Annotated in this window: 26 protein-coding genes; 14 read left to right on the forward strand and 12 right to left on the reverse strand. The window is 69.4% G+C overall.

Features of this window, described 5'->3' with window-relative positions; all coding sequences use genetic code 11:
- Positions 1-58 precede the first annotated feature (58 nt).
- The 3 genes from FHS39_RS16685 to FHS39_RS16695 all read left to right on the forward strand — a co-directional run bounded on the left by FHS39_RS16685 (position 59) and on the right by FHS39_RS16695 (position 3,772).
- A complete protein-coding gene (locus FHS39_RS16685) occupies positions 59-1,210 on the forward strand; it encodes a serine hydrolase domain-containing protein (protein WP_184350115.1) in 1,152 nt (383 codons plus the stop codon).
- Between the two features lie 225 nt (positions 1,211-1,435).
- Complete coding sequence (locus FHS39_RS16690) at positions 1,436-2,653, forward strand: cytochrome P450 (protein ID WP_184350116.1); 1,218 nt, start codon at positions 1,436-1,438, stop codon at positions 2,651-2,653.
- 12 nt (positions 2,654-2,665) lie between these two features.
- Positions 2,666-3,772 carry a type III polyketide synthase gene (locus tag FHS39_RS16695; RefSeq protein WP_184350117.1) on the forward strand — a complete coding sequence of 369 codons (1,107 nt, stop codon included), beginning with the start codon at positions 2,666-2,668 and terminating at the stop codon, positions 3,770-3,772.
- Positions 3,773-3,802: 30 nt separating this feature from the next.
- On the opposite strand, the gene FHS39_RS16700 is transcribed toward FHS39_RS16695, so the two are convergent.
- The 3 genes from FHS39_RS16700 to FHS39_RS16710 form a co-directional block, all read right to left on the reverse strand.
- Positions 3,803-5,248 (reverse strand): S8 family serine peptidase, encoded by a 1,446-nt coding sequence (locus FHS39_RS16700; RefSeq protein ID WP_184350118.1) that lies wholly within the window; start codon positions 5,246-5,248, stop codon positions 3,803-3,805.
- 193 nt (positions 5,249-5,441) lie between these two features.
- The gene (locus FHS39_RS16705) at positions 5,442-5,897 is read right to left on the reverse strand and encodes a tellurite resistance TerB family protein (protein WP_184350119.1); all 456 of its coding nucleotides are present in this window, start codon (positions 5,895-5,897) and stop codon (positions 5,442-5,444) included.
- A gap of 80 nt (positions 5,898-5,977) precedes the next feature.
- Positions 5,978-7,015 (reverse strand): rod shape-determining protein, encoded by a 1,038-nt coding sequence (locus tag FHS39_RS16710; protein ID WP_184350120.1) that lies wholly within the window; start codon positions 7,013-7,015, stop codon positions 5,978-5,980.
- A 359-nt stretch (positions 7,016-7,374) separates the two neighbouring features.
- On the opposite strand from FHS39_RS16710, the gene FHS39_RS16715 reads away from it, so the two are divergent.
- Positions 7,375-7,698 (forward strand): UBP-type zinc finger domain-containing protein, encoded by a 324-nt coding sequence (locus FHS39_RS16715; RefSeq protein ID WP_184350121.1) that lies wholly within the window; start codon positions 7,375-7,377, stop codon positions 7,696-7,698.
- A 48-nt stretch (positions 7,699-7,746) separates the two neighbouring features.
- Here the strand turns inward: FHS39_RS16715 and rpsN are convergent, their stop codons facing one another.
- Both rpsN and rpmB read right to left on the reverse strand, forming a co-directional pair.
- Positions 7,747-8,052, reverse strand: coding sequence for a 30S ribosomal protein S14 (gene rpsN / locus FHS39_RS16720; protein ID WP_184350122.1), 306 nt, complete (start codon positions 8,050-8,052; stop codon positions 7,747-7,749).
- Positions 8,052-8,288: a 50S ribosomal protein L28 gene (gene rpmB / locus FHS39_RS16725; protein WP_184350123.1), complete on the reverse strand. Its 237-nt coding sequence runs from the start codon at positions 8,286-8,288 to the stop codon at positions 8,052-8,054. Before rpmB ends, rpsN begins: the two co-directional genes overlap by 1 nt.
- Before the next feature lie 50 nt (positions 8,289-8,338).
- Between rpmB and rpmG the strand changes: the two genes are divergently transcribed.
- From rpmG to FHS39_RS16740, 3 genes are all read left to right on the forward strand, one after another.
- Positions 8,339-8,542, forward strand: a complete 204-nt coding sequence (rpmG, locus tag FHS39_RS16730) for a 50S ribosomal protein L33 (RefSeq protein WP_184350124.1) — start codon at positions 8,339-8,341, stop codon at positions 8,540-8,542.
- A complete protein-coding gene (locus FHS39_RS16735) occupies positions 8,542-9,696 on the forward strand; it encodes a GTP-binding protein (protein ID WP_184350125.1) in 1,155 nt (384 codons plus the stop codon). The genes rpmG and FHS39_RS16735 overlap by 1 nt, the downstream gene beginning before the upstream one ends.
- Before the next feature lie 236 nt (positions 9,697-9,932).
- On the forward strand, positions 9,933-10,172 hold the full coding sequence (locus tag FHS39_RS16740; RefSeq protein ID WP_184350126.1) for a DUF397 domain-containing protein: 240 nt from the start codon (positions 9,933-9,935) through the stop codon (positions 10,170-10,172).
- Positions 10,173-10,181: 9 nt separating this feature from the next.
- Here FHS39_RS16740 and FHS39_RS16745 read toward each other — a convergent pair whose 3' ends face one another.
- Positions 10,182-10,670: an ATP-binding protein gene (locus FHS39_RS16745; RefSeq protein WP_184350127.1), complete on the reverse strand. Its 489-nt coding sequence runs from the start codon at positions 10,668-10,670 to the stop codon at positions 10,182-10,184.
- A 313-nt stretch (positions 10,671-10,983) separates the two neighbouring features.
- Here FHS39_RS16745 and FHS39_RS16750 point away from each other — a divergent pair, with 313 nt between their 5' ends.
- The 4 genes from FHS39_RS16750 (at position 10,984) to FHS39_RS16765 (ending at position 14,707) form a co-directional block, all read left to right on the forward strand.
- Positions 10,984-11,847 carry a helix-turn-helix domain-containing protein gene (locus FHS39_RS16750; protein WP_184350128.1) on the forward strand — a complete coding sequence of 288 codons (864 nt, stop codon included), beginning with the start codon at positions 10,984-10,986 and terminating at the stop codon, positions 11,845-11,847.
- A gap of 95 nt (positions 11,848-11,942) precedes the next feature.
- Entirely contained in the window at positions 11,943-13,409 is a 1,467-nt protein-coding gene (locus FHS39_RS16755; protein ID WP_184350129.1) for an aldehyde dehydrogenase family protein, read from the forward strand.
- 104 nt (positions 13,410-13,513) lie between these two features.
- Positions 13,514-14,053 carry a DinB family protein gene (locus FHS39_RS16760; protein WP_184350130.1) on the forward strand — a complete coding sequence of 180 codons (540 nt, stop codon included), beginning with the start codon at positions 13,514-13,516 and terminating at the stop codon, positions 14,051-14,053.
- Positions 14,054-14,116: 63 nt separating this feature from the next.
- On the forward strand, positions 14,117-14,707 hold the full coding sequence (locus FHS39_RS16765) for a helix-turn-helix transcriptional regulator (protein ID WP_184350131.1): 591 nt from the start codon (positions 14,117-14,119) through the stop codon (positions 14,705-14,707).
- Positions 14,708-15,229: 522 nt separating this feature from the next.
- Here the strand turns inward: FHS39_RS16765 and FHS39_RS16770 are convergent.
- From FHS39_RS16770 to FHS39_RS16780, 3 genes are all read right to left on the reverse strand, one after another.
- Positions 15,230-16,045: a hypothetical protein gene (locus tag FHS39_RS16770; RefSeq protein ID WP_184350132.1), complete on the reverse strand. Its 816-nt coding sequence runs from the start codon at positions 16,043-16,045 to the stop codon at positions 15,230-15,232.
- 236 nt (positions 16,046-16,281) lie between these two features.
- Positions 16,282-16,491, reverse strand: a complete 210-nt coding sequence (locus FHS39_RS16775) for a DUF397 domain-containing protein (RefSeq protein ID WP_184350133.1) — start codon at positions 16,489-16,491, stop codon at positions 16,282-16,284.
- Positions 16,488-17,297, reverse strand: coding sequence for a helix-turn-helix domain-containing protein (locus FHS39_RS16780; RefSeq protein WP_184350134.1), 810 nt, complete (start codon positions 17,295-17,297; stop codon positions 16,488-16,490). The genes FHS39_RS16775 and FHS39_RS16780 overlap by 4 nt, the downstream gene beginning before the upstream one ends.
- 178 nt (positions 17,298-17,475) lie before the next feature.
- On the opposite strand from FHS39_RS16780, the gene FHS39_RS16785 reads away from it, so the two are divergent.
- Positions 17,476-17,865, forward strand: a complete 390-nt coding sequence (locus FHS39_RS16785; protein WP_246470277.1) for an ATP-binding protein — start codon at positions 17,476-17,478, stop codon at positions 17,863-17,865.
- A gap of 96 nt (positions 17,866-17,961) precedes the next feature.
- Positions 17,962-18,162: a hypothetical protein gene (locus FHS39_RS16790; RefSeq protein ID WP_184350136.1), complete on the forward strand. Its 201-nt coding sequence runs from the start codon at positions 17,962-17,964 to the stop codon at positions 18,160-18,162.
- Positions 18,163-18,175: 13 nt separating this feature from the next.
- On the opposite strand, the gene FHS39_RS16795 is transcribed toward FHS39_RS16790, so the two are convergent.
- From FHS39_RS16795 to FHS39_RS16805, 3 genes are all read right to left on the reverse strand, one after another.
- Positions 18,176-18,757: a Uma2 family endonuclease gene (locus tag FHS39_RS16795; protein WP_184350137.1), complete on the reverse strand. Its 582-nt coding sequence runs from the start codon at positions 18,755-18,757 to the stop codon at positions 18,176-18,178.
- Between the two features lie 41 nt (positions 18,758-18,798).
- Positions 18,799-19,419, reverse strand: coding sequence for a Uma2 family endonuclease (locus FHS39_RS16800; protein WP_246470278.1), 621 nt, complete (start codon positions 19,417-19,419; stop codon positions 18,799-18,801).
- A 92-nt stretch (positions 19,420-19,511) separates the two neighbouring features.
- Complete coding sequence (locus tag FHS39_RS16805) at positions 19,512-19,883, reverse strand: YbjQ family protein (RefSeq protein WP_045934541.1); 372 nt, start codon at positions 19,881-19,883, stop codon at positions 19,512-19,514.
- 192 nt (positions 19,884-20,075) lie between these two features.
- Here FHS39_RS16805 and FHS39_RS16810 point away from each other — a divergent pair, with 192 nt between their 5' ends.
- Positions 20,076-21,149 carry a DedA family protein gene (locus FHS39_RS16810; RefSeq protein ID WP_184350138.1) on the forward strand — a complete coding sequence of 358 codons (1,074 nt, stop codon included), beginning with the start codon at positions 20,076-20,078 and terminating at the stop codon, positions 21,147-21,149.
- The last annotated feature ends 76 nt before the right edge of the window (positions 21,150-21,225 follow it).

The following is a 21,225-nucleotide window of genomic DNA, read 5'->3' on the forward strand; positions in this document are numbered from 1 at the left end:
CGCCGCCTACCTTGATGGCACAGCAACCGCTACCGCCACAGACGAGGATCCCCACCCCATGTCGCACCGCAAGGCCGCCGCTGCCTCCGTGCTTCTCGCCGCCGCTCTGCTCGCCCCCGCTGCCCCCGCCATGGCGGCCGCGCCCGCGCCCGACGGGGCCGACCGGGCCGCCCTGCAGCAGGCGCTCGATGCGACCGTTGCCGCCGGGGTGCCCGGAGCCGTGGCCGAGGTTCGGGACGGGCGCGGGGTGTGGCGGGGCAGCAGCGGCGTCGGCGATCTGCAGAGCGGGCAGGCCGCGCACGCCGGGGACCGGTTCCGGGCCGGAAGCGTGACCAAGAGCTTTGTGGCGACGCTTGTACTTCAGCTTGTGGCCGAGGGCAAGGTGGGGCTCGATGAGGTCATCGAGCGACAGTTGCCCGGTGTGGTTCCCAATGGCGAACACATCACCGTGCGGCAGCTGCTCAATCACACCAGCGGGCTGGCCAACTTCTCCGACGTGCTGCTGAAGAAGAAGGACCCGGTGCGGGATGCGCAGAAGGCCACGTACACGCCGCTCCAGCTCATCGCGCTGATCGCCGACGCGAAGGACCGGCCCGCGCCCGGCACGACCTGGGAGTACTCCAACACCAACTACGTCGTCCTCGGGCTGCTCATCGAGCACGTCACCGGGCGCTCGCTGGGCCACGAGATCGACCACCGCATCGTGAAGCCCCTGCACCTGACCGGCACCACGTTCCCGACCACCTCGGGCATCTCCGGGGCGCATCTGCACGGCTACGACTGGATCGACGGCAGGGGTCCCGGCGCCGGCCCCACGGACCTCACCGAATTCAGCCCCTCCGCCTACTGGGCCGCCGGGACGCTGATCTCCACCACGCACGACCTGAACACCTTCTTCAAGGCGCTCCTGGGCGGCCGGCTGCTCCCGCCCCGCCTGACGAAGGAGATGCGCGACATGCACCCCATGAACCCCGAGCGGACCAACCGTTTCTACGGGCTGGGCCTGGAGAGCAACGGCAACCTGTGCCCGTCCGACGGGCCGGTCGTCGGGCACACGGGAGAGGTCGTGGGATACCAGACCTTCAGCTTCACCTCGGCGGACGGCAAGCGGCAGGTCACTCTCTCCGTGAACACCGGCCTGACCATGAACGATGCGTCCGGGGCGGCCGCGATGAAGATGGTCTCCACCGCCCTGTGCCACACCAAGTGATCCGACTGGAGGCGCCCCGAGCACTTATGGCGCCTCCATGACGACCGTTGCGGAAGCAGTGATTTCGCGGGCAAACATTCGATGTGTCGGGTTTCGATTTACACGGGAAAATCCACCTTTTGGGTGAACTACTAGGTCATATGTGTGGGGCGCTTCTGGCTGAGGCATGGTCAGAAAATAGGCTGGCGCGCCACCGGGCGGGGCCCTTGCATTGGGAGTGCTGCGATGACCACTTCTGACTCCTCCACACGTACCTGTCCGTTCAGGCACGACGAAGCACTGGAAGTCGATCCACTGATGGCCCGGTTGCGGGCGGAGGCGCCCGTCGCCCGCGTCCGCATGCCGTACGGCGAGGGCGACGGTGAATGCTGGCTGGTGACGCGTTATGAAGACGTGCGGCTGGTCACCTCGGACCGGCGGTTCAGCCGGGCCGCGTTGATCGGCCGTGACTTCCCGCGCATCACCCCGGCACCCATCGCCCAGTCCGAGGCGATCAACCTCATGGATCCGCCCGCTCTGAACCGGCTGCGGCGCCTGGTCGTCAAGGCGTTCAGCAACAACCAGGTCGACGAGCTGCGGCCCGGCACGCAGCGGATCGTCGACGCCCTGCTGGACGAGATGGCCGAGCACGGCGCCCCCGCCGACGTGGCCGCGCACCTGGCGGCCAAGCTCCCGCTGACGACGATCTGCGAGCTGCTGGACGTCCCCGAGGCGGACCGGCCGAAGCTGCGCGGCTGGGCCATGGCCATGATGTCCATGAAGCCGGCCGACAAGGCGGCGGCCGCCGAGGCCAAGTCCGGACTCCGCGAGTACTTCGCGGAGTTGTCCGCCGAGCGGCGTGCCAAACCGGGCAGTGACCTGCTCAGCGCGCTCGCCACGGCCCGCGTGGGCGAAGAGATGCTCGACGGCCAGGAGTTGGCCGTCATGGGCATGCTGCTGCTCGTCACCGGACACGACACCAGCACCTACGAAATCAGCAACATCGTCTACACCCTGCTGACGCACCCGGCCCAGCTCGGACAGCTGCGGGCCCGCCCGGAGCTGCTGCCGCAGGCCCTCGAGGAGCTGCTGCGGTACATCCCGTTCCGGCAGGGCGTCGGCATTCCGCGGGTGGCCGTGGAGGACGTCAAGGTCGGTGACGTCACCATCCGCGCGGGCGACACGGTGCACGTGTCGTATCTGACGGCCAACCGCGACGACGTCGCCTACGACCGTGCCGACGAGCTGGACTTCGAGCGCGCGAACCCGGCTCCCCATATGACCTTCGGTTATGGAACCCACCACTGCCTAGGGGCACATCTGGCGCGGATGGAACTCCAGACCGCCATCGGCACTTTGCTCACCCGATTCCCTGAACTGCGGCTGGCTGTACCGGCGGAGGAGGTGCAGTGGAACACCACCTCGATCTGGCGGTACCCGCTGGCCCTGCCGGTCGCCTGGTAAGGAGGCCGTGTCATGGCAACGTTGTGCAGACCAGCCATCGCCGTCCCCGAGTATGTGATCACGAGGGAACAGACCCTGGAGCTCGCGCGCACCCTGCACGCCGATCACCCGCAGCTTGAGCTCGCGCTCCGGCTGATCGGCAACACGGGCGTGCAGACCAGGCACCTCGTGCAGCCGATCGAGGACACGCTGAAGCATCCCGGATTCACCGTCCGCAACGCACGCTACGAAAGGGAGGCCAAGGCGCGGGTGCCCGATGTCGTGCGCCGCGCACTGGAGAACGCCGAGGTGTCCGCCCAGGACATCGACATGATCGTGTACGTGTCGTGCACGGGCTTCATGATGCCGTCGATGACCGCCTGGCTGATCAACACGATGGATTTCAAGGCCGAGACCCGTCAGCTGCCCATCGCCCAGCTGGGTTGTGCCGCCGGGGGCGCCGCGATCAACCGGGCCCACGACTTCTGTACGGCCTATCCGACGGCGAACGTGCTGATCGTCGCCTGCGAGTTCTGCTCCCTGCTCTACCAGCCGACGGACCTGGGGGTGGGCAATCTGCTCTCCAACGGGCTCTTCGGGGACGCCCTGGCGGCGGCCGTGGTGCGCGGGGCGGGCGGGCACGGCGTGCGGATCGAGCGGAACGGCTCGCACCTGGTGCCCGACACCGAGGAGTGGATCTCGTACGGGGTGCGGGACACCGGCTTCCACTTCATCCTCGACAAGCGGGTGCCGGGCACGATGGCCATGCTCGCCCCGGCCATGCGCGACATGGCGCGGCCGTACGACTGGGACGTCTCCGAGCTCGACTTCTACATCGTGCACGCAGGCGGACCGCGCATCCTGGACGACCTCGGGCGCTACCTGGGGCTGTCCCAAGAAACGTTCCGCTACAGCCGGGCGACGCTCACGGAGCGGGGCAACATCGCCAGCGCGGTCATCTTCGACGCGCTCGACCGGCTCTTCGAGGACGGGGGTGCCGACGACTCGGCGCGCGGCGTGATCGCCGGGTTCGGGCCGGGCATCACGGCCGAGATCGCCCTGGGCACCTGGACGGTGCCGGGGAACGGGCGGGACGGGGACCGTGTGGCGGGGCGGGAGTCGGTGACGCTCCCCGCCTAGGGCCCGCACCGGCCCCTCGGGCGCAACCGCCTAACCGCCCCGCCCCGTCGCGCCGAAGAGGCGGCGCACGGCGGCCCGCAGGTCCGGGCGATTGCCGATCCGCTGGGAAGCCGGGCGGCCGGGCGCCTCCTGCTGGGGCGCTCCGGTCGTCCGCAGCAGTTCACGCACAGGGCCGGGAGCCAGTGGCTCCCGGCCCGCCGCTTTGAGCACACCCTGTACGGATGCCAGCGCGCCGGCCACCATCGCCGCGGCGGCCGACGTGCCGGAGAAGACGTCCGTGTACCAGCGGTCCTCCTCGCCGCCGCCGAGGAGATCGCCGGGGCCGTCGCCGTCGGCGCCCGCCGTGGTCACCTCGCGGCCCCAGCCCTGGACGTCCACCCGGGAGCCGAAGCCGGAGCACACCAGCCGGGACCGGTCAGGGCCGTGATCGCGGCCGTGGGTGCCCGGCGGCGGGGCGCCCGCACCCACCAGGACCGCCCCCGAGCAAGGGCCCGTGGACGAGAGGGGGTTGCGCCACCAGAAGGGGAAGCCGTCCGGGTGCCTGTCGTAGAGCGCGTCGTCCAGCGACTCCGCGCCGTTGCCGGCCGCAGACACGACCACCACGCCCTTGGCCGTCGCATGGCGGATGGCCGCGAAGTCGTCCGGCCACCACTCCAGCGGTATGCAGCCGCGCTGGTCGTCGCGGAGCGCGTGCCCGAAGCGGGGTCCGGGGCGGTGCAGGCCGATCACCAGGAGGTCGCCCGGCGCGAGCCGGTCGGCCGCGGCGCGGACGGCACGGGCGGTGCCGATGCCGTGGCAGGACGCCGCCGCGATCAGCGCCCGTGGCGCAATGCCCGTGATCCCCGAACCCCCGCCGCAGGAACCGCCGATGACGGCCAGCACGCTCGTGCCGTGATGGCGCCAGCCCGCATCCTCGACGGGCGTACCGGCGACGACTCCGGCGAGCTTGCGCCCGAGGGCCTCGTGCCCGAGCCGCCAGGCGCCGCCCACGTCGACGACGCCCACGCCGTCGCCCGCCCCGCCGGGCAGCGCCCAGGCCCACAGCGCGTCCACACCGCCCGGTGCCGGGGCGAGGTGCCCTTGGCGGGCGGAGAGGTCGGGGGTGGGCCGCCCGCCGGGGCAGGTTGCTGCGGGGGAGCGGGGTACGCCCGGGGCGAGGGTGGCGGGCAGGGCGCCCGGTTTCACGTACGCCGCGTCGATGCCCGGCAGCGCGGGCAGCCGGGCGGCCAGTTCGTCGACCCGCCGGCCGGCGCCGCGGGCCCGGTGGAAGAGGGACAGCTCGGGTACGGGCGTGGAGCCGGCCCCGAAGAGCGGCTCCAGGGTGAGCCGTTCCTCCTCCAGGAACAGGGCGAGGGCGGGCGGTTCCCAGCCGCTTGCCGGGAGCGGCGCGTGCGCGGCGCGGGCGTCCGCGATCACGATGAGCTCGGGATCGGCCGGGAGGCAGGGCAGGAGGCCCGCGCCGCATATCGCGTCCATCGCTCGACCACTCCCCTCGCGGCGCCGTCCCGCTTGCCGGCCCTTTGCCGACCTCTCGTCGGCCCCTCGCCGGCCTCAATGTGCTCGGGTGGCCGAAGGGCTGACAAGGCAGGGAAATGGGACACGGCGCCGGGAGGGAATTTTGGCCAAAAGAGGTTTGGAACGTCGGACGCTCTAAACGTTGAACGATGTGCTAAAGGTCGAACTCGGCCGGGTCGATGCCCACGGCGAAGCACGCCTCGCGCACCACGGCCTGCTCGGTCTTGTCGAAGTCGCCGTCGGCGCCGCCGATGACAATGCCGATCTGAATCACGGCGCGGGCCTCGGTGGGCTTCTTCTGCACCTTGCCGATGGTCTGCAGGATGCTGACCTTGCCGAAGTCGTAATCGGCGGTCAGCTTCTGGCAGTAGTCGTTGAACCGCGCCTGCAGATCGTCGGCCGGGAAGTTCTGCAGGACGTCGTTGGTGGCGATCAGCGAAGCGACGCGCTGCCGCTCCGAGGCGTCGATCGAGCCGTCCGCGGCCGCCACCAGTGCGCACATCGCCATGCTCGCGTCACGAAATGCGCCGCTCTTCAAGTCGTTCTTCTTCGCTATGAGCTGGCCCTGCATCGTCGTGGCCGAATCCTTGAGCCGGTCCCAGAGCGCCATGTGTTGTCTCCTTGTGAAACTAGGGGTGCAAAAGGAGAAGCGTTTCGGAGGGTAAAGAAGTTCCCAAGAGGGAAATGGAGTCAGCTCGCCAGCGGATCCAGGTGCAGGGGCTTCACCTTTCCCTCCATCATGGCGCCCAGCCCCACCACCGCACACACATCGGGCTGGTCCGCGATGCGGACCAGCATGCCCGTCGCCGCCTCGATCATCGTGTCCAGCCCAGGCAGCCGTGCGCTGCCGCCCGCGAGCATGACGCCGCGCTCGGCGAGGTCGGCCACCAGGTCGGGCGGGCACTCGCGCAGGACGCGCCCCATGGCGTCGAGCACGGCCGTCAGCGGCGTCTGAATGGCCTCGCGGACGTGCGCCGTGTTGACCAAAACCGTGCGCGAGAGGCCCGTGGCCACGTCCCGCCCGCGGACCTCCGTCTCGGTGCCGCCGCCGCCCGTCGTCCGGTCCGAGTAGAGCGCCAGGTGCAGCGGGTGCAGCCCCTGGGAGGGCAGCATCAGCTCGTGCTCGCTGCGCAGATGCTGGATCACGGCGTAGTCGATGGCATCGCCGCCGACCTGCACCTTCTCCGCCGCCACGATCGCACCCAGCGACAGGACGGCGACCTGTGTGGACGCCGCGCCGCACACCACGATCATCGTGGCCTCCGGCCGCTCGACCGGCAGTCCGCAGCCGACGGCCGCGGCGATCAGGGTGTCGACGAGCTCGACCCGGCGCGTGCCGAGGGCGCTGAGGGTCTCGATGGCCGCGCGCTGCGCGATGGGCTTGGCGTCGTGCGGCAGGCAGACGGCGGCGCGCAGCATCGGCTTGCGCCGCCACGTCCGGCGGATCTTGTCGCTGACGAGGAAGCGCAGCATGCGCTGCGCCATGTCGATGTCGACGACCGTGCCCCCGGAGATGGGTCGCAGCACCTGGATGTGGCCGGGCGTACGGCCCGCCATGCCCTCGGCCAGCGAGCCGACCGCGATCAGCGAGCCCGTGCGGGTGTTGACCGCGGCCAGGCTCGGTTCGTCCACGACCAGGCCGGTGTCCTTGAGGTAGACGCGGGTCCTGGCCGCGCCGAGGTCGACGGCGACGGTGCAGCGGCTCAGCTGTTCGAGACTGAGGGTCATCACGGGGTCCTGCCTCGGGTCCGGGGCCGACGGAAGCGGGCGCGGCCGGGACCTTCCGTCCCGCGGCCCATGTGGTCATCGTGCAAGGCGGCGCGCCGTGCCGCCCGCTGTAATGAGCCGCACGGGGGAGTGCGAGGGAGGGGTGGTGGCGCTGTTCCACGAGGCCGTCAAGGCGTGATGACGCCGTTTCAGGGCACACGCGAAGGAGGGGCGGAGACGAGCACCCCCGTGGCACGTCTCCGTCCTTCCCTCGTGCGGAAGCGAGTCTGCCACCGGGGTCTGACAACGGGTCTGACCTGGGGAATTGCCGTCTGTGCGGATAGGTCGCCGATGCGCTGCGATGAACCTACGCTCGGAATATGAACGAGCCACGGACATGGCAGGTCGCAGCCGATGTCGAGGGCCGTCCGGCTCAGCGGGAGTGCGCCCATCTGGGGGAGGCGCGCGAGGTGAGCCCGAGCTCGACCGAGGGCTGCGAGGACTGTCTGCGCATCGGAAGCACGTGGGTGCACCTGCGCGAGTGCCTGATCTGCGGGCACGTGGGGTGTTGCGACAGCTCGCCCAACCGGCACGCGAGCGCGCATGCGCACGCCGAGAGCGGCCATGACCTCGCCCGGTCCTTCGAACCGGGCGAGGAGTGGGCGTGGTGCTACGCGGACGAGTTGCTGCTGATGCCGGCCTGAGCCACGCGGCGGGAATTCACAGCTGCGGCGCCAGCGCCTCCCGGTACCTCACCAGCTGGACTTCCGCACCCCCGGCAAGTACCCCGCATGTGCCTGCTCCCGGAAGCCGATCCGGGACAGCCCGAAGGCGCGCAGGTAGCCGCGCGGGCGGCCGTCCACGGAGTCGCGGTTGCGCACCCGCGTGGCGCTGGCGTCGCGCGGCTGGCGCTGCAGCTCGCGCTGGGCGGTCAGCCGCTCCTCGGCGGAGCTGCCGGGGTTGCGGACGATGGCCTTGAGCAGGGCCCGGCGGGCCGCGTAGCGGGCCACGACGAGACGCCGCGCCTCGTTCTTCGCGATCTTGCTCTTCTTCGCCATCAGACCTTGCCCCCTCGTGCCCGGATGCGGGCCACTGCCGCCTCGATGCCGATCGCGTCGACGGTCTTGATGCCCTTCGCGCTGAGCGTGAGGCGGATGTGGCGGCCCTCGCTCGCGAGCCAGTAGCGCTTGTGCTGGATGTTGGGGTCGAAGCGGCGGCTGTTGCGCCTGTGGGAGTGGGAGACGGTGTTGCCGAAGCCGGGCTTGCGGCCGGTCAGTTGGCAGCGGGCGGGCATGGCCGGAACCTCCTAATGAAAATGGAAACCATTTCTGTATAGTAGCGGCCATGGCCCGCAGCGAACTACGCCCCGTCATCAAGCTCAGGTCCACCGCCGGGACCGTTCCCCAAGCTCTCGGCTTCGCTCGAGCAGGGGAGGCCCCAACCACCTACGTGACCCGCAAGAACCGCCGTAACGACCCCGACCGACTGGAACTGCGCAAGTTCGACCCCGTCGTCGGCCGGCACGTCGTCTTCCGGGAGGAGCGCTGATGTCCGCATCCGCCCTGCCCGTGGTCCTCGTGGCGGGCCTGCACCGCGACGCCCGGCGCACGGCCGTCGAGCGGCTGCTGGCCACCGTGCCGGGGAGCGTGGCGCTCCACCACGACCTGTCCACCGCCTCCTCCGGCGCGGTCCGCAGGACCGTGCGGGACCGCTCCGGCGTCCTCGACGAGAGCGAGGCGCCTTTGGTCAACGACTGCGCCTGCTGTGCGCTGCGCGAGGACCTGATCCCCGAGTTGGAGCGGCTCGCCGCGGCCGGCACCTGCCGGCTCGCCGTCGTCGAGCTGTGGGACTCGGTCGAGCCCAAGGCCATGGCCGAGGTCGTCGCCGCGCACGGTGCGCCCGAGGCCCGGCTGACGGGCGTGCTGACGGCCGTGGACCCGGCCCTGGTGCTGCCCGCCCTGGCCTGCGGCGACGACCTCGCCGAAGCAGGGCTGGCGGCCGCGCCGAGCGATCAGCGCACGGTGGGGGACACCTTCGCCCGGCAGGTGGAGTACGTCTCCGTCCTGGCGCTCGTCCCGGGCCCCGAGGCCCCGGACGACGCCGACAGCGCGCTGCTCGCGCAACTGGCGCCCGCGGCACGGCACGTTCCGGTCGATTCGGTGGACCTGGCGGCCGCCGCGGTGGCCGGTTTCGACGTGGAGGCGGCTGCCGCCCGCCAGCATCCGGCCTGTGCGCTGCTGCCGCAGGAGGCCGATGCACACGGGGTGTCCACGCTCGTATGGCGCGGCCACCGCCCCTTCCACCCCGGGCGGCTCTACGCGGCGCTGGAGGACCTGACCTGCGCCGCGACCCGCAGCCGCGGGCGGTTCTGGCTCGCCGACCGGCCCGACGCGCTGCTGTCCTGGGACGCGGCGGGCGGCGCCCTGTGCGTGGAGAACGCCGGTCCCTGGCTGGCCTCGCTGCCCGATGCCGCCTGGGAGCTCGTCCCCGCGATCCGCCGCGTGGCCGCGGCCCTCGACTGGCACCCCGAACACGGCGACCGCGCCCAGCACCTGACCTTCACCTCGCCCGGCCTGGACGGCGAGGGCGTGCGCTCGCTGCTGGAGTCCTGCCTGCTCACGGACGCCGAATACGCGGCCGGGCCGACGGGATGGCGCCGCCTGTCACCTGCTTTCGACGAGCTTCTCGACCCCGTTTCCTGATCGAAAAGGACTTCTCCCCAGCGGCAGCCGACGCGGGCGATCAAGAATGCCTGCGAGATGGTGCTCCTGCCGTATTCCAGTTACAAGCATCCGTGAGGTAATGACGGGAACACCCTCAGTGCACGTGCATCGGCTCATGCATAAGCACATGAACGCGGCTATGATCCGGAGCAGTTGTCATCCTCGAATCCACGTTTCTGGATGCGGATGCCCCTGCAACCATCCGGGAGAGCCCAGTGCCCCAGGCGTTCAACGGCATGGCCGCATCGGACATCGAGGGTGCCGTCTGGCACAAGAGCCGGCACTCCAACTCCCAGGGCTCCTGCGTGGAGTTCGCGAAGCTACCGGGTGGCGGGGTCGCCGTACGCAACTCCCGCCACCCGGACGGTCCGGCGCTCGTGTACACACCCGCCGAGATCGAAGCCATGTTGCTCGGCATCAAGGACGGCGAATTCGACTACCTGATACGCGACTAGCCCCGTGGTCTAGTCGCGCGGCAGCCGGAACAGAGCCCAGACGACCTTGCCGTGCAGCGCGCCCGCGAGCGGATGCCAGCCCCAGGCGTCGCTGAACGAATCCACCAGATGCAGCCCGCGCCCGCGCTCGTCCCCGGTGTCCGCTTCCTCCGCCACCGGGCTGTCCTCGCTCGGATCACGTACGGCGCACACCAGGCGCGACGTCCAGCGCATCAGGTGGAGGCGTACGGGCGGCTCGTACTCCGTGCCCAGGGTGTCCGCCGGTATGGCGTAGCGCATGGAGTTGGTCACCAGCTCCGAGACGACGAGTGCCACATCGTCGAAGAGCCCGTAGAGATCCCACTGGCCGAGCGTTGTCCTGGTGAACTTCCGGGCGGTCCGGACCGCTTCGAAACGAGGTGGCAGCGCACAGGAGGCCGAGTTGGAGACGGCGGATGAGTCGATCGGGGGCAGCCCTCTCCATAAGGGGGAGAGCACGGTCGATCCGTTGGTACCCATCCGAGGCACTCCTGGCAATCGAGGACGTGACGTGCACGTGTGCGAGCACCATGGTTCCCAATGCGCGTGGCGGATGCAAGGGCAGATGCACGTGCACGTGGGGGATTTGGGGGCGCACAGGATGGTTGGAGGGTAATTCTCCCTACGCCCCCTGTCGTAGCGCTCCTGTCCGTGGCCGGTCCGCGTAACCGGACATGCACTCAACGGGGCCGGGAGATGGCAGACTTCGGCGCCAGGGGTAGCGGGGGTCGCCCTCAGAGAGGTGCAGAAGCGTCATAACCGGATCAGGACCGGAAGGGGAAGGGGCGCAGAGATGGTCACGAGCGAATCGAGCGGTTCGGTGGTGCGGCGCATACTCCTGGGATCCCAGCTCAGGAGGCTCCGCGAGTCGCGCGGCATCACGCGCGAGGCGGCCGGGTATTCGATCCGCGCGTCCGAATCGAAGATCAGCCGTATGGAGTTGGGCCGGGTGAGCTTCAAGGCGCGCGATGTGGAGGACCTGCTCACGCTCTACGGGGTCACCGACGGCTCGGAGCGCGAAGCGCTGCTGGGCCTGGCCCGCGAGGCCAACGTCGCCGGCTGGTGGCACAGCTACGGTGACGTGCTGCCCGGCTGGTTCCAGACCTACGTGGGCCTCGAAGGGGCCGCCTCGGACATCTCGGTCTACGAGGTCCAGTTCGTGCACGGCCTGCTGCAGACGGAGGGCTACGCCCACGCCGTCGTCGTGCGCGGCCAGCCCAAGGCCGACGACGCCGAGATCGAGCGCCGCGTCTCGCTGCGCATGGAGCGCCAGAAGCTGCTCTTCTCGGAGCGGGCGCCCCGCTTCCACGCGATCCTCGACGAAGCGGCCCTGCACCGCCCCTACGGCGGCGAGACCGTCATGCGCAACCAGCTCCAGCACCTCATCGACATCTCCGAGCAGCCGAACGTGACGCTCCAGGTGATGCCCTTCGAGCACGGCGGGCACGCGGGCGAGAGCGGTGCCTTCACGATGCTGCGCTTCCCCGAGTCGGACCTCTCCGACGTGGTCTACCTGGAGCAGCTCACCAGCGCGCTCTACCTCGACAAGCCGGAGGACGTGGCCCAGTACGGGCGGGTCATGGACCGGCTGCACGCGGACAGCCTCTCACCCGCGCGGAGTCGCGATCTCATCGGGCGTCTCCTTCAACTTGGTTGACACATCAGTACGATGACGTGCCATCAGGAGCACGCACATCGTCACGGGCGCCCCGCGCGCCCCGCTCTCCGCAGACTTCGCAGACAGGATGGCGCATGTCCTACGGCACTTACTTCGACGAATTGGCCTACCAGTACATCGACGGCGAGTGGCGGGCCGGCAGCGGCTCCTGGGACATCGTCGACTTCAACCCGTACGACGGCGAGAAGCTCGCCTCCATCACCGTCGCCACCGTGGCCGAGGTCGACCAGGCCTACCGGGCCGCCGAGCGGGCCCAGTCCGCCTGGGCGGCCATCAACCCGTACACCCGGCGCCTGGTCTTCGAGCGGGCGCTGCGCATCGTCGACGACCGCGAGGCCGAGCTGACGGCGGCGATCACCGCGGAGTGCGGCGGTACGGCCCTGAAGGCGGCCTTCGAGCTGCATCTGGTGCGCGAATTCCTGCGCGAGGCCATCCACCTGGCGCTGAGCGCCGAGGGGCGCATCCTGCCGTCGCCGGACGACACCAAGGAGAACCGCCTCTACCGGGTGCCGGTCGGGGTGGTCGGCGTGATCAGCCCGTTCAACTTCCCCTTCCTCCTGTCGATCAAGTCCGTCGCGCCCGCGCTCGCCCTGGGCAACGCCGTCGTCCTCAAGCCGCACCAGAACACCCCGGTGTGCGGCGGCGGCCTCGTGGCCAGGCTCTTCGAGGAGGCCGGGCTGCCGGGCGGCGTGCTCAACGTGGTCGTCACCGACATCGCCGAGATCGGCGATGCGCTGATAGAGCACCCGGTGCCGCGGGTCATCTCCTTCACGGGCTCCGACAAGGTAGGCCGGCACGTCAACACGGTCGCCGCCTCGCACTTCAAGCGCGTCATCCTCGAGCTCGGCGGCAACAGCGCCCTGATCGTCCTCGACGATGCCGACGTCGACTACGCCGTGGACGCCGCCGTATTCAGCCGCTTCATCCATCAGGGGCAGGTCTGCATGGCCGCCAACCGGGTGCTGGTCGACCGGTCGGTCGAGGCGGAGTTCACGGAGAAGTTCGTCGCCAAGGTGCGCACCCTGAAGGTCGGCGATCCCGGCGATCCGGCCACACACATCGGCCCCCTGATCAACTCGGGCCAGGCCGAGGCCGTCACCACGCTGGTGGAGCAGACCATCGCGGACGGCGCCACCGCGCTTCTACGCGGGGAGACCGACGGGACGCTCGTCGGTCCGTCGGTGCTGACCGGGCTCGCCGATGACTCCCCGGTGCTGGGTCAGGAGATCTTCGGCCCGGTGGCGCTGATCATCCCCTTCGACGGCGAGGAGGAGGCCGTACGGATCGCCAATGGCACGCCGTACGGGCTCAGCGGCGCGGTGCACACGGGTGACGTGGAGCGCGGCGTGCGGCTGGCCAAGCGCATCGAGTCGGGCATGGTGCACGTGAACGACGGCACCGTGCACGACGAGCCCATCGTGCCGTTCGGAGGCGAGAAGCACTCCGGAGTGGGACGGTTGAACGGGGACTCCATGGTGGACGCCTTCACCACGACGAAGTGGATCTCGATCCAGCACGGGCGGAGCAGGTTCCCGTTCTGATGCGCTCTGAGGTCGTCATCTAGGCCGGGGATTGGCCTAGATCGGTTCTACCGTGGGGTCATCGCTCGGCAAGGGCGACGCGGATGAGACGAAAGGCGGACCTCATGGTGATGCACGTGAGCGAGAAGGACCCTTCCGACGAGCGCGGCACGCTGCTGGCCTTCCTGGAGGCCCAGCGCGGTGGCATCCGCCGAGCGCTCCTCGGCCTGAGCGACGAGGACGCCTCGACCAAGCCGAGCGCGAGCGAGCTGTCCCTGTCGGGGCTGGTCAAGCACGTGGCGGAGGTGGAGGACGTCTGGGTCCGCATGGCGCAGGGCCTGCCGCCGACCGTGCACCGCGACGCCTCGACCTGGGCGGACAGCTTCCGCCTGGTGGAGGGCGAGACGGTGGCCGAGCGGCTCGCCCACTGGGCGGCGGTCGCCGCTGAGACGGAACGGTTCGTGCTGTCGGTGCCGAGCCTGGAGGACACGTTCCCGCTGCCCGACGCGCCGTGGTTCCCGGCGGACACGCGGGTGTCGATGCGGTGGCTCGTGCTGCACCTGATCGAGGAGACGGCGCGGCACGCGGGGCACGCGGACGTGATCCGGGAGTCGCTGGACGGGAAGACCTCGCACCAGCTGGTGGCGGAGGCGGAGGCGAAGTAGGGCCGTCGTGGCCCTACGCTGGGCGGGTCGGGAATCCGCCCCGCCCTAGGAGATCGAAGCAACGTGTCGGCCATCCGGCTTCTCGTGCTGGGCGCCGTCCGTCAGCACGGACAGGCCCACGGCTACCAGGTCCGCAGCGACCTGGAGTTCTGGGGCGCCCACGAGTGGTCGAACACCAAGCCGGGCTCGATCTACCACGCGCTGAAGAGCATGGCCAAGCAAGGCCTGCTCTTCGCCCACGACGTGGCTCCCAGCGAGGCCGGGGGCCCGCCGCGCACGGAGTACGAGCTGACGGAGGCGGGCGAGCGGGAGTACTTCGCGCTGCTGCGCGAAGCGCTCTCCTCGGTCGGCCAGAAGGTCGACGTGCTCACGGCGGGCATCGGCTTCATCGTCGACCTCCCGCGCGCCGAGGCCATCGGCCTGCTCCGGCAGCGCCTGGCGGCCCTGGAGTCCTGGCGTGAGGACATCCGCAAGCGCTGGACGGCGGGGGAGGGCGAGGACTGGGGCCACATCGCCGAAATCATGGGCATGTGGACCCACACGGCGGACAGTGGCGCCGAGTGGACGCGTGGCCTGATCGAGCGGCTCGAAGGCGGGGCGTACGTGATGGCGGGCGAGGGCGACCCGTGGGCGGGGATCCGGCGGGAGGAGTAGGCGGCGCGCGGCCTTGTGGATCCCCGCACGGACGGGTGAGGGGCTGTGTACGCGGGGCCTGCGGGCCGGTACGGTATGGCCGACGGCGCCCTTGCGTGGGTGCTGTGCTCGGTTACGCCCGGACCGGACGGACACTGCCGGGCGTGAGCATCGAGAAAAATGAAGTGGCCCCCGCCATGGCGGACTCCATGACGAGGGCCTTACCGGACGGGCTACCCGACCGGAGGCTCTATTTCAGCCTCCGGTCAGCCCGCGAACCACCCCCTCACCTTCCGCGCAACGCGCTTCCAGATCGACGGACGGATCTTCCGGTGACGCCCACGGGCGCCCCCCTTCATGCAGCGCGGCCAAGTCCGGTGACCGCTACCGGAGGAACCCGTTCTCGGGTCCTCCGCGAACCCGACGTCGTCGGCTCCTCTTTGAAGGGGGGCGCGCTCAGCGCGCCGCGATGAACGTTACTCCTGAGCCAAGGCGCTTCGAGCAAGTTTGATGTGTTATCAGATTCGATGATTAGTACGGCGTTTACACCGTCAAGGCAGCCCTCAACTGAGCGACCCTGGCACGGACTTCGGCTCTTGCTTGAGGAGTGGGGTCGATGCCGTCTGTTTCGCCGCGGCACGGGCGGCAGAGGCCGCCTGGGAGGGCTTCTGGGCGGCCGGGGCGGCCGCAGTGCGTGCATTCCATGATGCGGGGGCGCTGGGCGCTCGGCCTGGCGGTGGGGGCCGGTTCCGGGGGCAGTTTCGTCGTCAGGCGGTTGCCGGCCAGGGCGGCCGGTGAGTGGACCACGGGCGGCAGGCCCACCGTCAGGGCATAGACCAGCTCCGTTGCGGATGCGCCACGCGCCAGCCACTCATCCGCCAGCGGCATCAGCGTTTCGCACTCAGCTGCCGAGAGCGCCATACGGGCGTCTTTGCGGCCGACGGCGGCCAACGCCTCGTATGCGGGGGGCTTTTGCGTACGCTTCGGCTTCGGATCCGACTCCGACTCCGGCCCCGGTACTGCCTCGCCGGTCAGGAAGCGCTCCCACCACGCGTCGTCGCGCGGTGTCCGGGAGAAGTACGTGCGGAACACCCACTGGGTGCCGCCCTCGCCGATCGGCTCCCGGACGCGGCGCAGGTGCCCGGCTTCCGAGAGCTTCCGCAGGGCCGTGCTTACGGCCTGCTGGCCGAACGGCGGCAAGTCCTTGGCGAGCGTTTTGATGTCCATGACCGCGCCTTCGGGCAGGCGGTCAATGTACGTCGCGATGTACGCCTCACGGGTGGCGAGGTGGGCGAACGTGTCCTTGTTGCGCGGCTCTTGGTCCGGCGTTGACCGCTTTCCGTACCCCGGTCGTGCCATGGGGGGAGAGGCGGGGCAGGGTACGGCGATAGGGTTGGCCATAGCCACGGGGATCGCTTCTTCCGATCTTGGTGGTCAGACCCCCGTTTCGGTGTTGGTAGCACCGGCGGGGGTCGCTTGTTGCTGCGCACGCTACAGGCTGGATGCGGGGTGTGGCGACTCGGTTGCGGAAAGTCATCCGCACGTGTAGGCGCGGGACTTGGGAGGGTGGGTGGGTTATCTCCACCTCCCGTTCCTCAGAAAGGGCGCTCGGGGCTCGACACCCGAATCTCGGCTATGAAGGCGGCCCAGGCGGCGGGGGTGAGAGTGAGCCGGGGGGCGCCGTCCCGGCGCTTGAGCTTCGAGTCTCGGACCAGTATCTGTGCATGGGCAGTGGCTACTTCGAGGCAGTCGCCGCCATGGGTGCCGCTGTAACTGGATTTGAACCATTCCGGCTTCGCGCTCATAGTGCCTCCGCCAACTTGCTGATGAAGCTTGCTGATTCGCTCGGGCTGAGAGACTGCCGGGAGATCATGACATGGCGCTGGGTTGCGATGCTGATCTTCTCTGCGTCTGTGTACAGAACGCCTGTCGTCTGGCCCTCTTCGTAGGCGATGTGCTCGTGTTCCTGCGTCTCCAGTAGTACAAGAGGGCCGTTTAGTCCGGCATGGGCGCCACCGTTGGGCAGTACCTGGATGGTGACGTTCCGCCGTTCTCCCGTCTCCATGAGGTGGTGGAGCTGACGCTTGTGCGCCGCCGTGCCGCTCAGCGCCTGCCGTAGCGGCCCTTCCCCGATGACAAAAGAGAACGCTCGGGCCTGCTTGTCCAGCAAGGCTTGGCGCTCCAACCGAGCTGCGACCATCTCCTCGATCGCCTCGTCATCGAGTGGCGGCCAGTGGGCACCGATCAATTCGCGTGCGTATTCCTCGGTTTGCAGCAAGCCTGGGATCAGCAGGGGCTGAAATGAGCTGAGGGCGATCGCTTCGGCTTCGTACCGAATGAAGTCCAGCGAGAAGGAAGGGAATCTCTCCGGCGTCAGATAGTCGCGCGCCGCGAGCAACAGCCCGTGCGCCTCGCACATCTCATCAGCAATCTCAAGGAGCCGTACCGTCGGCCGCCGCCGACCTTGCTCCATCGACTTGACGGCGTCGTACCCGTACCCCGCCTCCTTGCCTAGTTCCTCCCGGCTGACGCCGGCCCGCAAGCGCCACAGCTTGAGCTGATTCCCGCAGTACCGCCATGCCATCGGCGGCTGCGCGGCTTCGCCCGTCATCACATCCCCGCCTCTCCCGCTACGTGGCAGGCACGTAAGCGCCTGTACCCCCCTCGCTACTGCTCAACAGCTTCTCAAGCCAGCACCGTTTGAGCCTCGTACTTACGAGACTCCCCCGCTCCCGAGTGACGCTTGAGCCGCAAGGACACCGATGACAGCCGTACCGCCCGGTTTCCCCATGAAGTACGTCGGTTGGCGCCTGCCGTGCCATCCCCGGAGTGTGAGCCGGGCCCGCAGGCTGTTGCGGGAGCAGGTGCGTACGTGGCACGTGCCGGAGGAGGCGGCGGAGACGGCGGTGCTGCTGTTCAGCGAGCTGACGTCGAACGCGTGCAAGCACGCGCACGCATCGCCGGGGCGGGAAATCCACACGCTGTGTGTGGTGGAGGACGGCCGGCTGCGGATCGAGGTGGCGGATGCGGGGGAGGGTATGCCGCAGCTGCGGCAGGCGTCAGACGAAGACGAGGGCGGCCGCGGCCTGGCCCTCGTCGACGCCCTGGCGGATGCGTGGTCGGCACTGCCGAGGCCACACGGCATCGGCAAGACGGTCTGGTGCGAGTTGAAGTACTGAGGTGACGCGGGGCGCGCGGGCGCACGGCGGGAATGGGGGGTGCGGCCGACGGGCAGATCGGCTCCCGGATCACCCTGTGACGACGAGGAGTCTGCGATGAAGCGCATCCTGGTGACGGCCGTCGCCACCGCCCTGCTGGCCCTGACCAGCGCCGCCCTGGCCACCCCGGCGCAGGCGGACGTGGACGCCAACGTCCTGGGCGGTACGGTCACGGCCCTCGCCGACGGCGTTGTCGGTGCGGGCGCCTTCGGCACCCAGCTCCTGGAGCTCCCGAACCCGCTTGAGGGGATCGTCTGAGCGCGACTCCGGATCAGCCGTTTCGGCCGGGCACGAGCCTGTCCAAGTCGATGCAGACCTCAAACGGCAGGGGCCGCTGCAGCTTGCCGCGGAAGATTCCCGTCGGGGCGTACTGCCCGGTCGGTTTGTCGAGCTCGTAGACATGGACGACGGGTGCGCCAGCCTCATCCTCGATGCACCAGTAGTGCGGGATTCCGGCTTCCGCGTACTTGCGCAGCTTGACCGTGCGGTCGCGGTGTGCGGATTCGGGAGAGACCACTTCCACCACGAGCTGCACCTCTTCCGGCGCGAACCAGGTGCGGTCGGGGTCGTAGGGAGAGGCGGTCACCAGCAGGTCGGGCTCCGGCCGATTGCGCTCGTCGAGCCGGATGGTCATCTCCCGCTCGATCTCGATGCCGTCCGGCGCCTGCTCCATGAGCGTCGTGGTCAGAGTGGTGACGAGACGGCCATGCCAAGACCGCTGCGGCGACATCATGAAGACGAGTGCTCCGTCGATCAGCTCGGTGTGGCGTGGGGCTTCCGGGAGACGGTCCAGGTCCTCCGCGAGCCAGCCTTCCTCACGCGGCGGGCGCATCCAGTCGGGCAGAGCGGTCATGGCTCCAACCGTAGCTACGCGGGCAGGGGCGGGCCACAAGGTCAGGCCTCGATCAGGCTGCGGAGATCGATCTCGATGGGGAATGGCATGTCGGTCTTGAGGGACCCGATGTGGTGCGTGGGGTCGGGCGAGTACCGGCTCGTTTCGTGGTCGAGTCGGTACTCGTACACCTCCGGCATGTCGTCCTCGCCGCGCTCGACACGCCAATAGGCGCCGACCCCGGATTCGGCGAACATGCCCGGCTTCATGAAGCGGTCCTCTTTGCGGGAGCCCGGAGAGACGACCTCGATCACGAGGACGACCTTCTCTACGGGAACGCACTCCACCGTCCGGACATCGAGCTCGCGCTTGTCGAAGACGACGACGTCGGGCCTTGGAGCGTTGTACTCGTCGACCATGGTCCAACGTTCGAGGTTGACGTGGAACGGCTCTCGCTTGGCGATCCTCAAGCGGAAGAAGAGCTCATCCCGTACCTGGTCGTGCCACCACTTGGTCGCTCCTCGTACCACGACGATCCCATCCACAAGTTCCCAGTCGAACGGCAGGACCAGCTCCTTCACCTGGTCGTACGTCCAGCCGTCGGCCGGCGGGTACATCCAGTTCTCCGGGGTGGCACGCTCCCACTGCTCGTGCCTGGCTTCTGCGGCCATTGCTGCTCCCATGGACCGGATGGTGTGCGAGGTCGTGGACACCTGTCCCGGATACGACGGTAGCGCCACCCGGCAGGGTGAGGAGGGATCGTTTCCTCCGAGGCTTACGGATGCTGCGGCGTGATCACCACCGCCGTGCCGTACGCGCAGACCTCCGTGCCCACGTCCGCTGCCTCCGTGACGTCGAAGCGGAACATCAGGACCGCGTTCGCGCCGCGGGCGCGGGCCTGTTCGATCAGGCGGTCCATGGCCTGGTTGCGGGTCTCGACGAGGGTTTTGGTCAGGCCTCGGAGCTCGCCGCCGATCAGGGACTTGAGGCCCGCGCCGATCTGGCTGCCGATGTGGCGGGAGCGCACGGTGAGGCCGAAGACCTCGCCGATCACGCGCTCGACCCGGTAGCCGGGCACGTCGTTGGTTGTGACCACCAGCACATCCGACTGCTCGTGCTGTCCGCCGCCGAACTCGTCGATGCCCATCGCATCCACCTCCGTCTTGTGCAGTTTTGTCGTTCCATGTCCCGGACGCATGCGGCGGCGGCAGGGTTGCGCCGTACGGGTGCAGGGCGGCGGCCGTACGCTGGAACCGAGGGGTCTGCGAAGGCGTTGGTAGCTTGGGGCCGCTCATAGCCTCTCCACGCCTGTGCCCGGGCCTCGCACGAGCCTGCGCCCATGACCCAGGAGCCTGACACCGTGACCCCCGTAACCCTCGCAGTCGGCACTCAATGGCTGAATTCGGATTACCTGATCAACCAGTTCGGGCTGATCGGTGTCCTGGCCATTGTTTTCGCGGAATCGGGCCTCCTCATCGGCTTCTGTCTGCCGGGCGACTCGCTGCTCTTCACGACCGGCATGCTGGTCACCACGGGGCAGCTGAACCAGTACCCCCTGTGGGTGGTGTGCGCGCTCGTCGTGGTCGCCGCGATCCTCGGTGACCAGGCGGGCTATCTCTTCGGGCGGAAGGTCGGGCCCACGCTCTTCAAGCGCCCGGACTCGAAGATCTTCAAGCAGGAGAACGTCGAGAAGGCCCACGAATTCTTCGAGAAGTACGGGCCGAAGTCGCTGGTCCTGGCCCGCTTCGTGCCCGTGATCCGGACCTTCACGCCGATCATCGCCGGCGTGAGCCGGATGAACTACCGCTCGTTCCTGACCTTCAACATCATCGGCGGCACCATGTGGGGCGCCGGGGTGACGCTGCTGGGCTCGGCGCTCGGGAAGATCGAGTTCGTCCGCAAGAACATCGAGCTGATGCTGATCCTGGTCGTGCTGATCTCCGTGGTGCCGATCGGCATCGAGATCCTGCGGGCCCGGTCCAAGTCGAAGAAGGCCGCGGCGGCCGCGGGCTCGGCTGCCGCCGACCCGGCCGTTCCGGGTCCGACTGTTCCGGGTCCGACTGTTCCGGCCCCCGGCGGTTTCCCGGCCCCCGGCAGTTTCCCGAGCCAGGGCGGCGGCTACGGGGCCCAGGGCGGCTTCCCGGCTCCCGGTGGTTTCCAGGGGCAGGGCAGCTACCAGGACCAGGGCCGGGGCGCTTACGGGAACCAGGCCCCCCACCAGGCTCCGCCCGCCCACCAGGCCCCCGGCGGCTACCCGGGTCACGACGGCTACCAGCCCCCCGGCAGCTACCAGGGCCAGGGCCACGGCCACGACGCTTACCAGGCGCCCGACGCCTACCAGGCCCCCAACCCCTACCAGGACGACACGCCGCCCCAGCCCCCCGCCCCGCGCGGCCGCCACGCCAAGCGCTGACCCCGAAGCACCCCGAAGCCCCCGCCACTGAGCGGGGGCTTCCGCTTAACCGGCCCCCAATGCGCGCACCCGTTCG

Source organism: Streptomyces olivoverticillatus, from assembly GCF_014203555.1.
GTDB lineage: Bacteria > Actinomycetota > Actinomycetes > Streptomycetales > Streptomycetaceae > Streptomyces > Streptomyces olivoverticillatus.

What these genes read in the sequence shown, in the direction of transcription:
- FHS39_RS16770 (WP_184350132.1), bottom strand. Translation starts at nt 16,045, where the DNA reads ATGGCACGACCGGGGTACGGAAAGCGGTCAACGCCGGACCAAGAGCCG.
- FHS39_RS16795 (WP_184350137.1), bottom strand. Translation starts at nt 18,757, where the DNA reads ATGACCGCTCTGCCCGACTGGATGCGCCCGCCGCGTGAGGAAGGCTGG.
- FHS39_RS16780 (WP_184350134.1), bottom strand. Translation starts at nt 17,297, where the DNA reads ATGACGGGCGAAGCCGCGCAGCCGCCGATGGCATGGCGGTACTGCGGG.
- FHS39_RS16805 (WP_045934541.1), bottom strand. Translation starts at nt 19,883, where the DNA reads ATGGGCATCGACGAGTTCGGCGGCGGACAGCACGAGCAGTCGGATGTG.
- FHS39_RS16685 (WP_184350115.1), top strand. Translation starts at nt 59, where the DNA reads ATGTCGCACCGCAAGGCCGCCGCTGCCTCCGTGCTTCTCGCCGCCGCT.
- FHS39_RS16715 (WP_184350121.1), top strand. Translation starts at nt 7,375, where the DNA reads ATGAACGAGCCACGGACATGGCAGGTCGCAGCCGATGTCGAGGGCCGT.
- FHS39_RS16750 (WP_184350128.1), top strand. Translation starts at nt 10,984, where the DNA reads ATGGTCACGAGCGAATCGAGCGGTTCGGTGGTGCGGCGCATACTCCTG.
- FHS39_RS16695 (WP_184350117.1), top strand. Translation starts at nt 2,666, where the DNA reads ATGGCAACGTTGTGCAGACCAGCCATCGCCGTCCCCGAGTATGTGATC.
- FHS39_RS16705 (WP_184350119.1), bottom strand. Translation starts at nt 5,897, where the DNA reads ATGGCGCTCTGGGACCGGCTCAAGGATTCGGCCACGACGATGCAGGGC.
- rpmG (WP_184350124.1), top strand. Translation starts at nt 8,339, where the DNA reads ATGGCCCGCAGCGAACTACGCCCCGTCATCAAGCTCAGGTCCACCGCC.
- FHS39_RS16735 (WP_184350125.1), top strand. Translation starts at nt 8,542, where the DNA reads ATGTCCGCATCCGCCCTGCCCGTGGTCCTCGTGGCGGGCCTGCACCGC.
- FHS39_RS16755 (WP_184350129.1), top strand. Translation starts at nt 11,943, where the DNA reads ATGTCCTACGGCACTTACTTCGACGAATTGGCCTACCAGTACATCGAC.
- FHS39_RS16800 (WP_246470278.1), bottom strand. Translation starts at nt 19,419, where the DNA reads ATGGGAGCAGCAATGGCCGCAGAAGCCAGGCACGAGCAGTGGGAGCGT.
- rpmB (WP_184350123.1), bottom strand. Translation starts at nt 8,288, where the DNA reads ATGCCCGCCCGCTGCCAACTGACCGGCCGCAAGCCCGGCTTCGGCAAC.
- FHS39_RS16810 (WP_184350138.1), top strand. Translation starts at nt 20,076, where the DNA reads ATGACCCAGGAGCCTGACACCGTGACCCCCGTAACCCTCGCAGTCGGC.
- FHS39_RS16700 (WP_184350118.1), bottom strand. Translation starts at nt 5,248, where the DNA reads ATGGACGCGATATGCGGCGCGGGCCTCCTGCCCTGCCTCCCGGCCGAT.
- FHS39_RS16745 (WP_184350127.1), bottom strand. Translation starts at nt 10,670, where the DNA reads ATGGGTACCAACGGATCGACCGTGCTCTCCCCCTTATGGAGAGGGCTG.
- rpsN (WP_184350122.1), bottom strand. Translation starts at nt 8,052, where the DNA reads ATGGCGAAGAAGAGCAAGATCGCGAAGAACGAGGCGCGGCGTCTCGTC.
- FHS39_RS16760 (WP_184350130.1), top strand. Translation starts at nt 13,514, where the DNA reads ATGGTGATGCACGTGAGCGAGAAGGACCCTTCCGACGAGCGCGGCACG.
- FHS39_RS16790 (WP_184350136.1), top strand. Translation starts at nt 17,962, where the DNA reads ATGAAGCGCATCCTGGTGACGGCCGTCGCCACCGCCCTGCTGGCCCTG.
- FHS39_RS16785 (WP_246470277.1), top strand. Translation starts at nt 17,476, where the DNA reads ATGAAGTACGTCGGTTGGCGCCTGCCGTGCCATCCCCGGAGTGTGAGC.
- FHS39_RS16690 (WP_184350116.1), top strand. Translation starts at nt 1,436, where the DNA reads ATGACCACTTCTGACTCCTCCACACGTACCTGTCCGTTCAGGCACGAC.
- FHS39_RS16775 (WP_184350133.1), bottom strand. Translation starts at nt 16,491, where the DNA reads ATGAGCGCGAAGCCGGAATGGTTCAAATCCAGTTACAGCGGCACCCAT.
- FHS39_RS16710 (WP_184350120.1), bottom strand. Translation starts at nt 7,015, where the DNA reads ATGACCCTCAGTCTCGAACAGCTGAGCCGCTGCACCGTCGCCGTCGAC.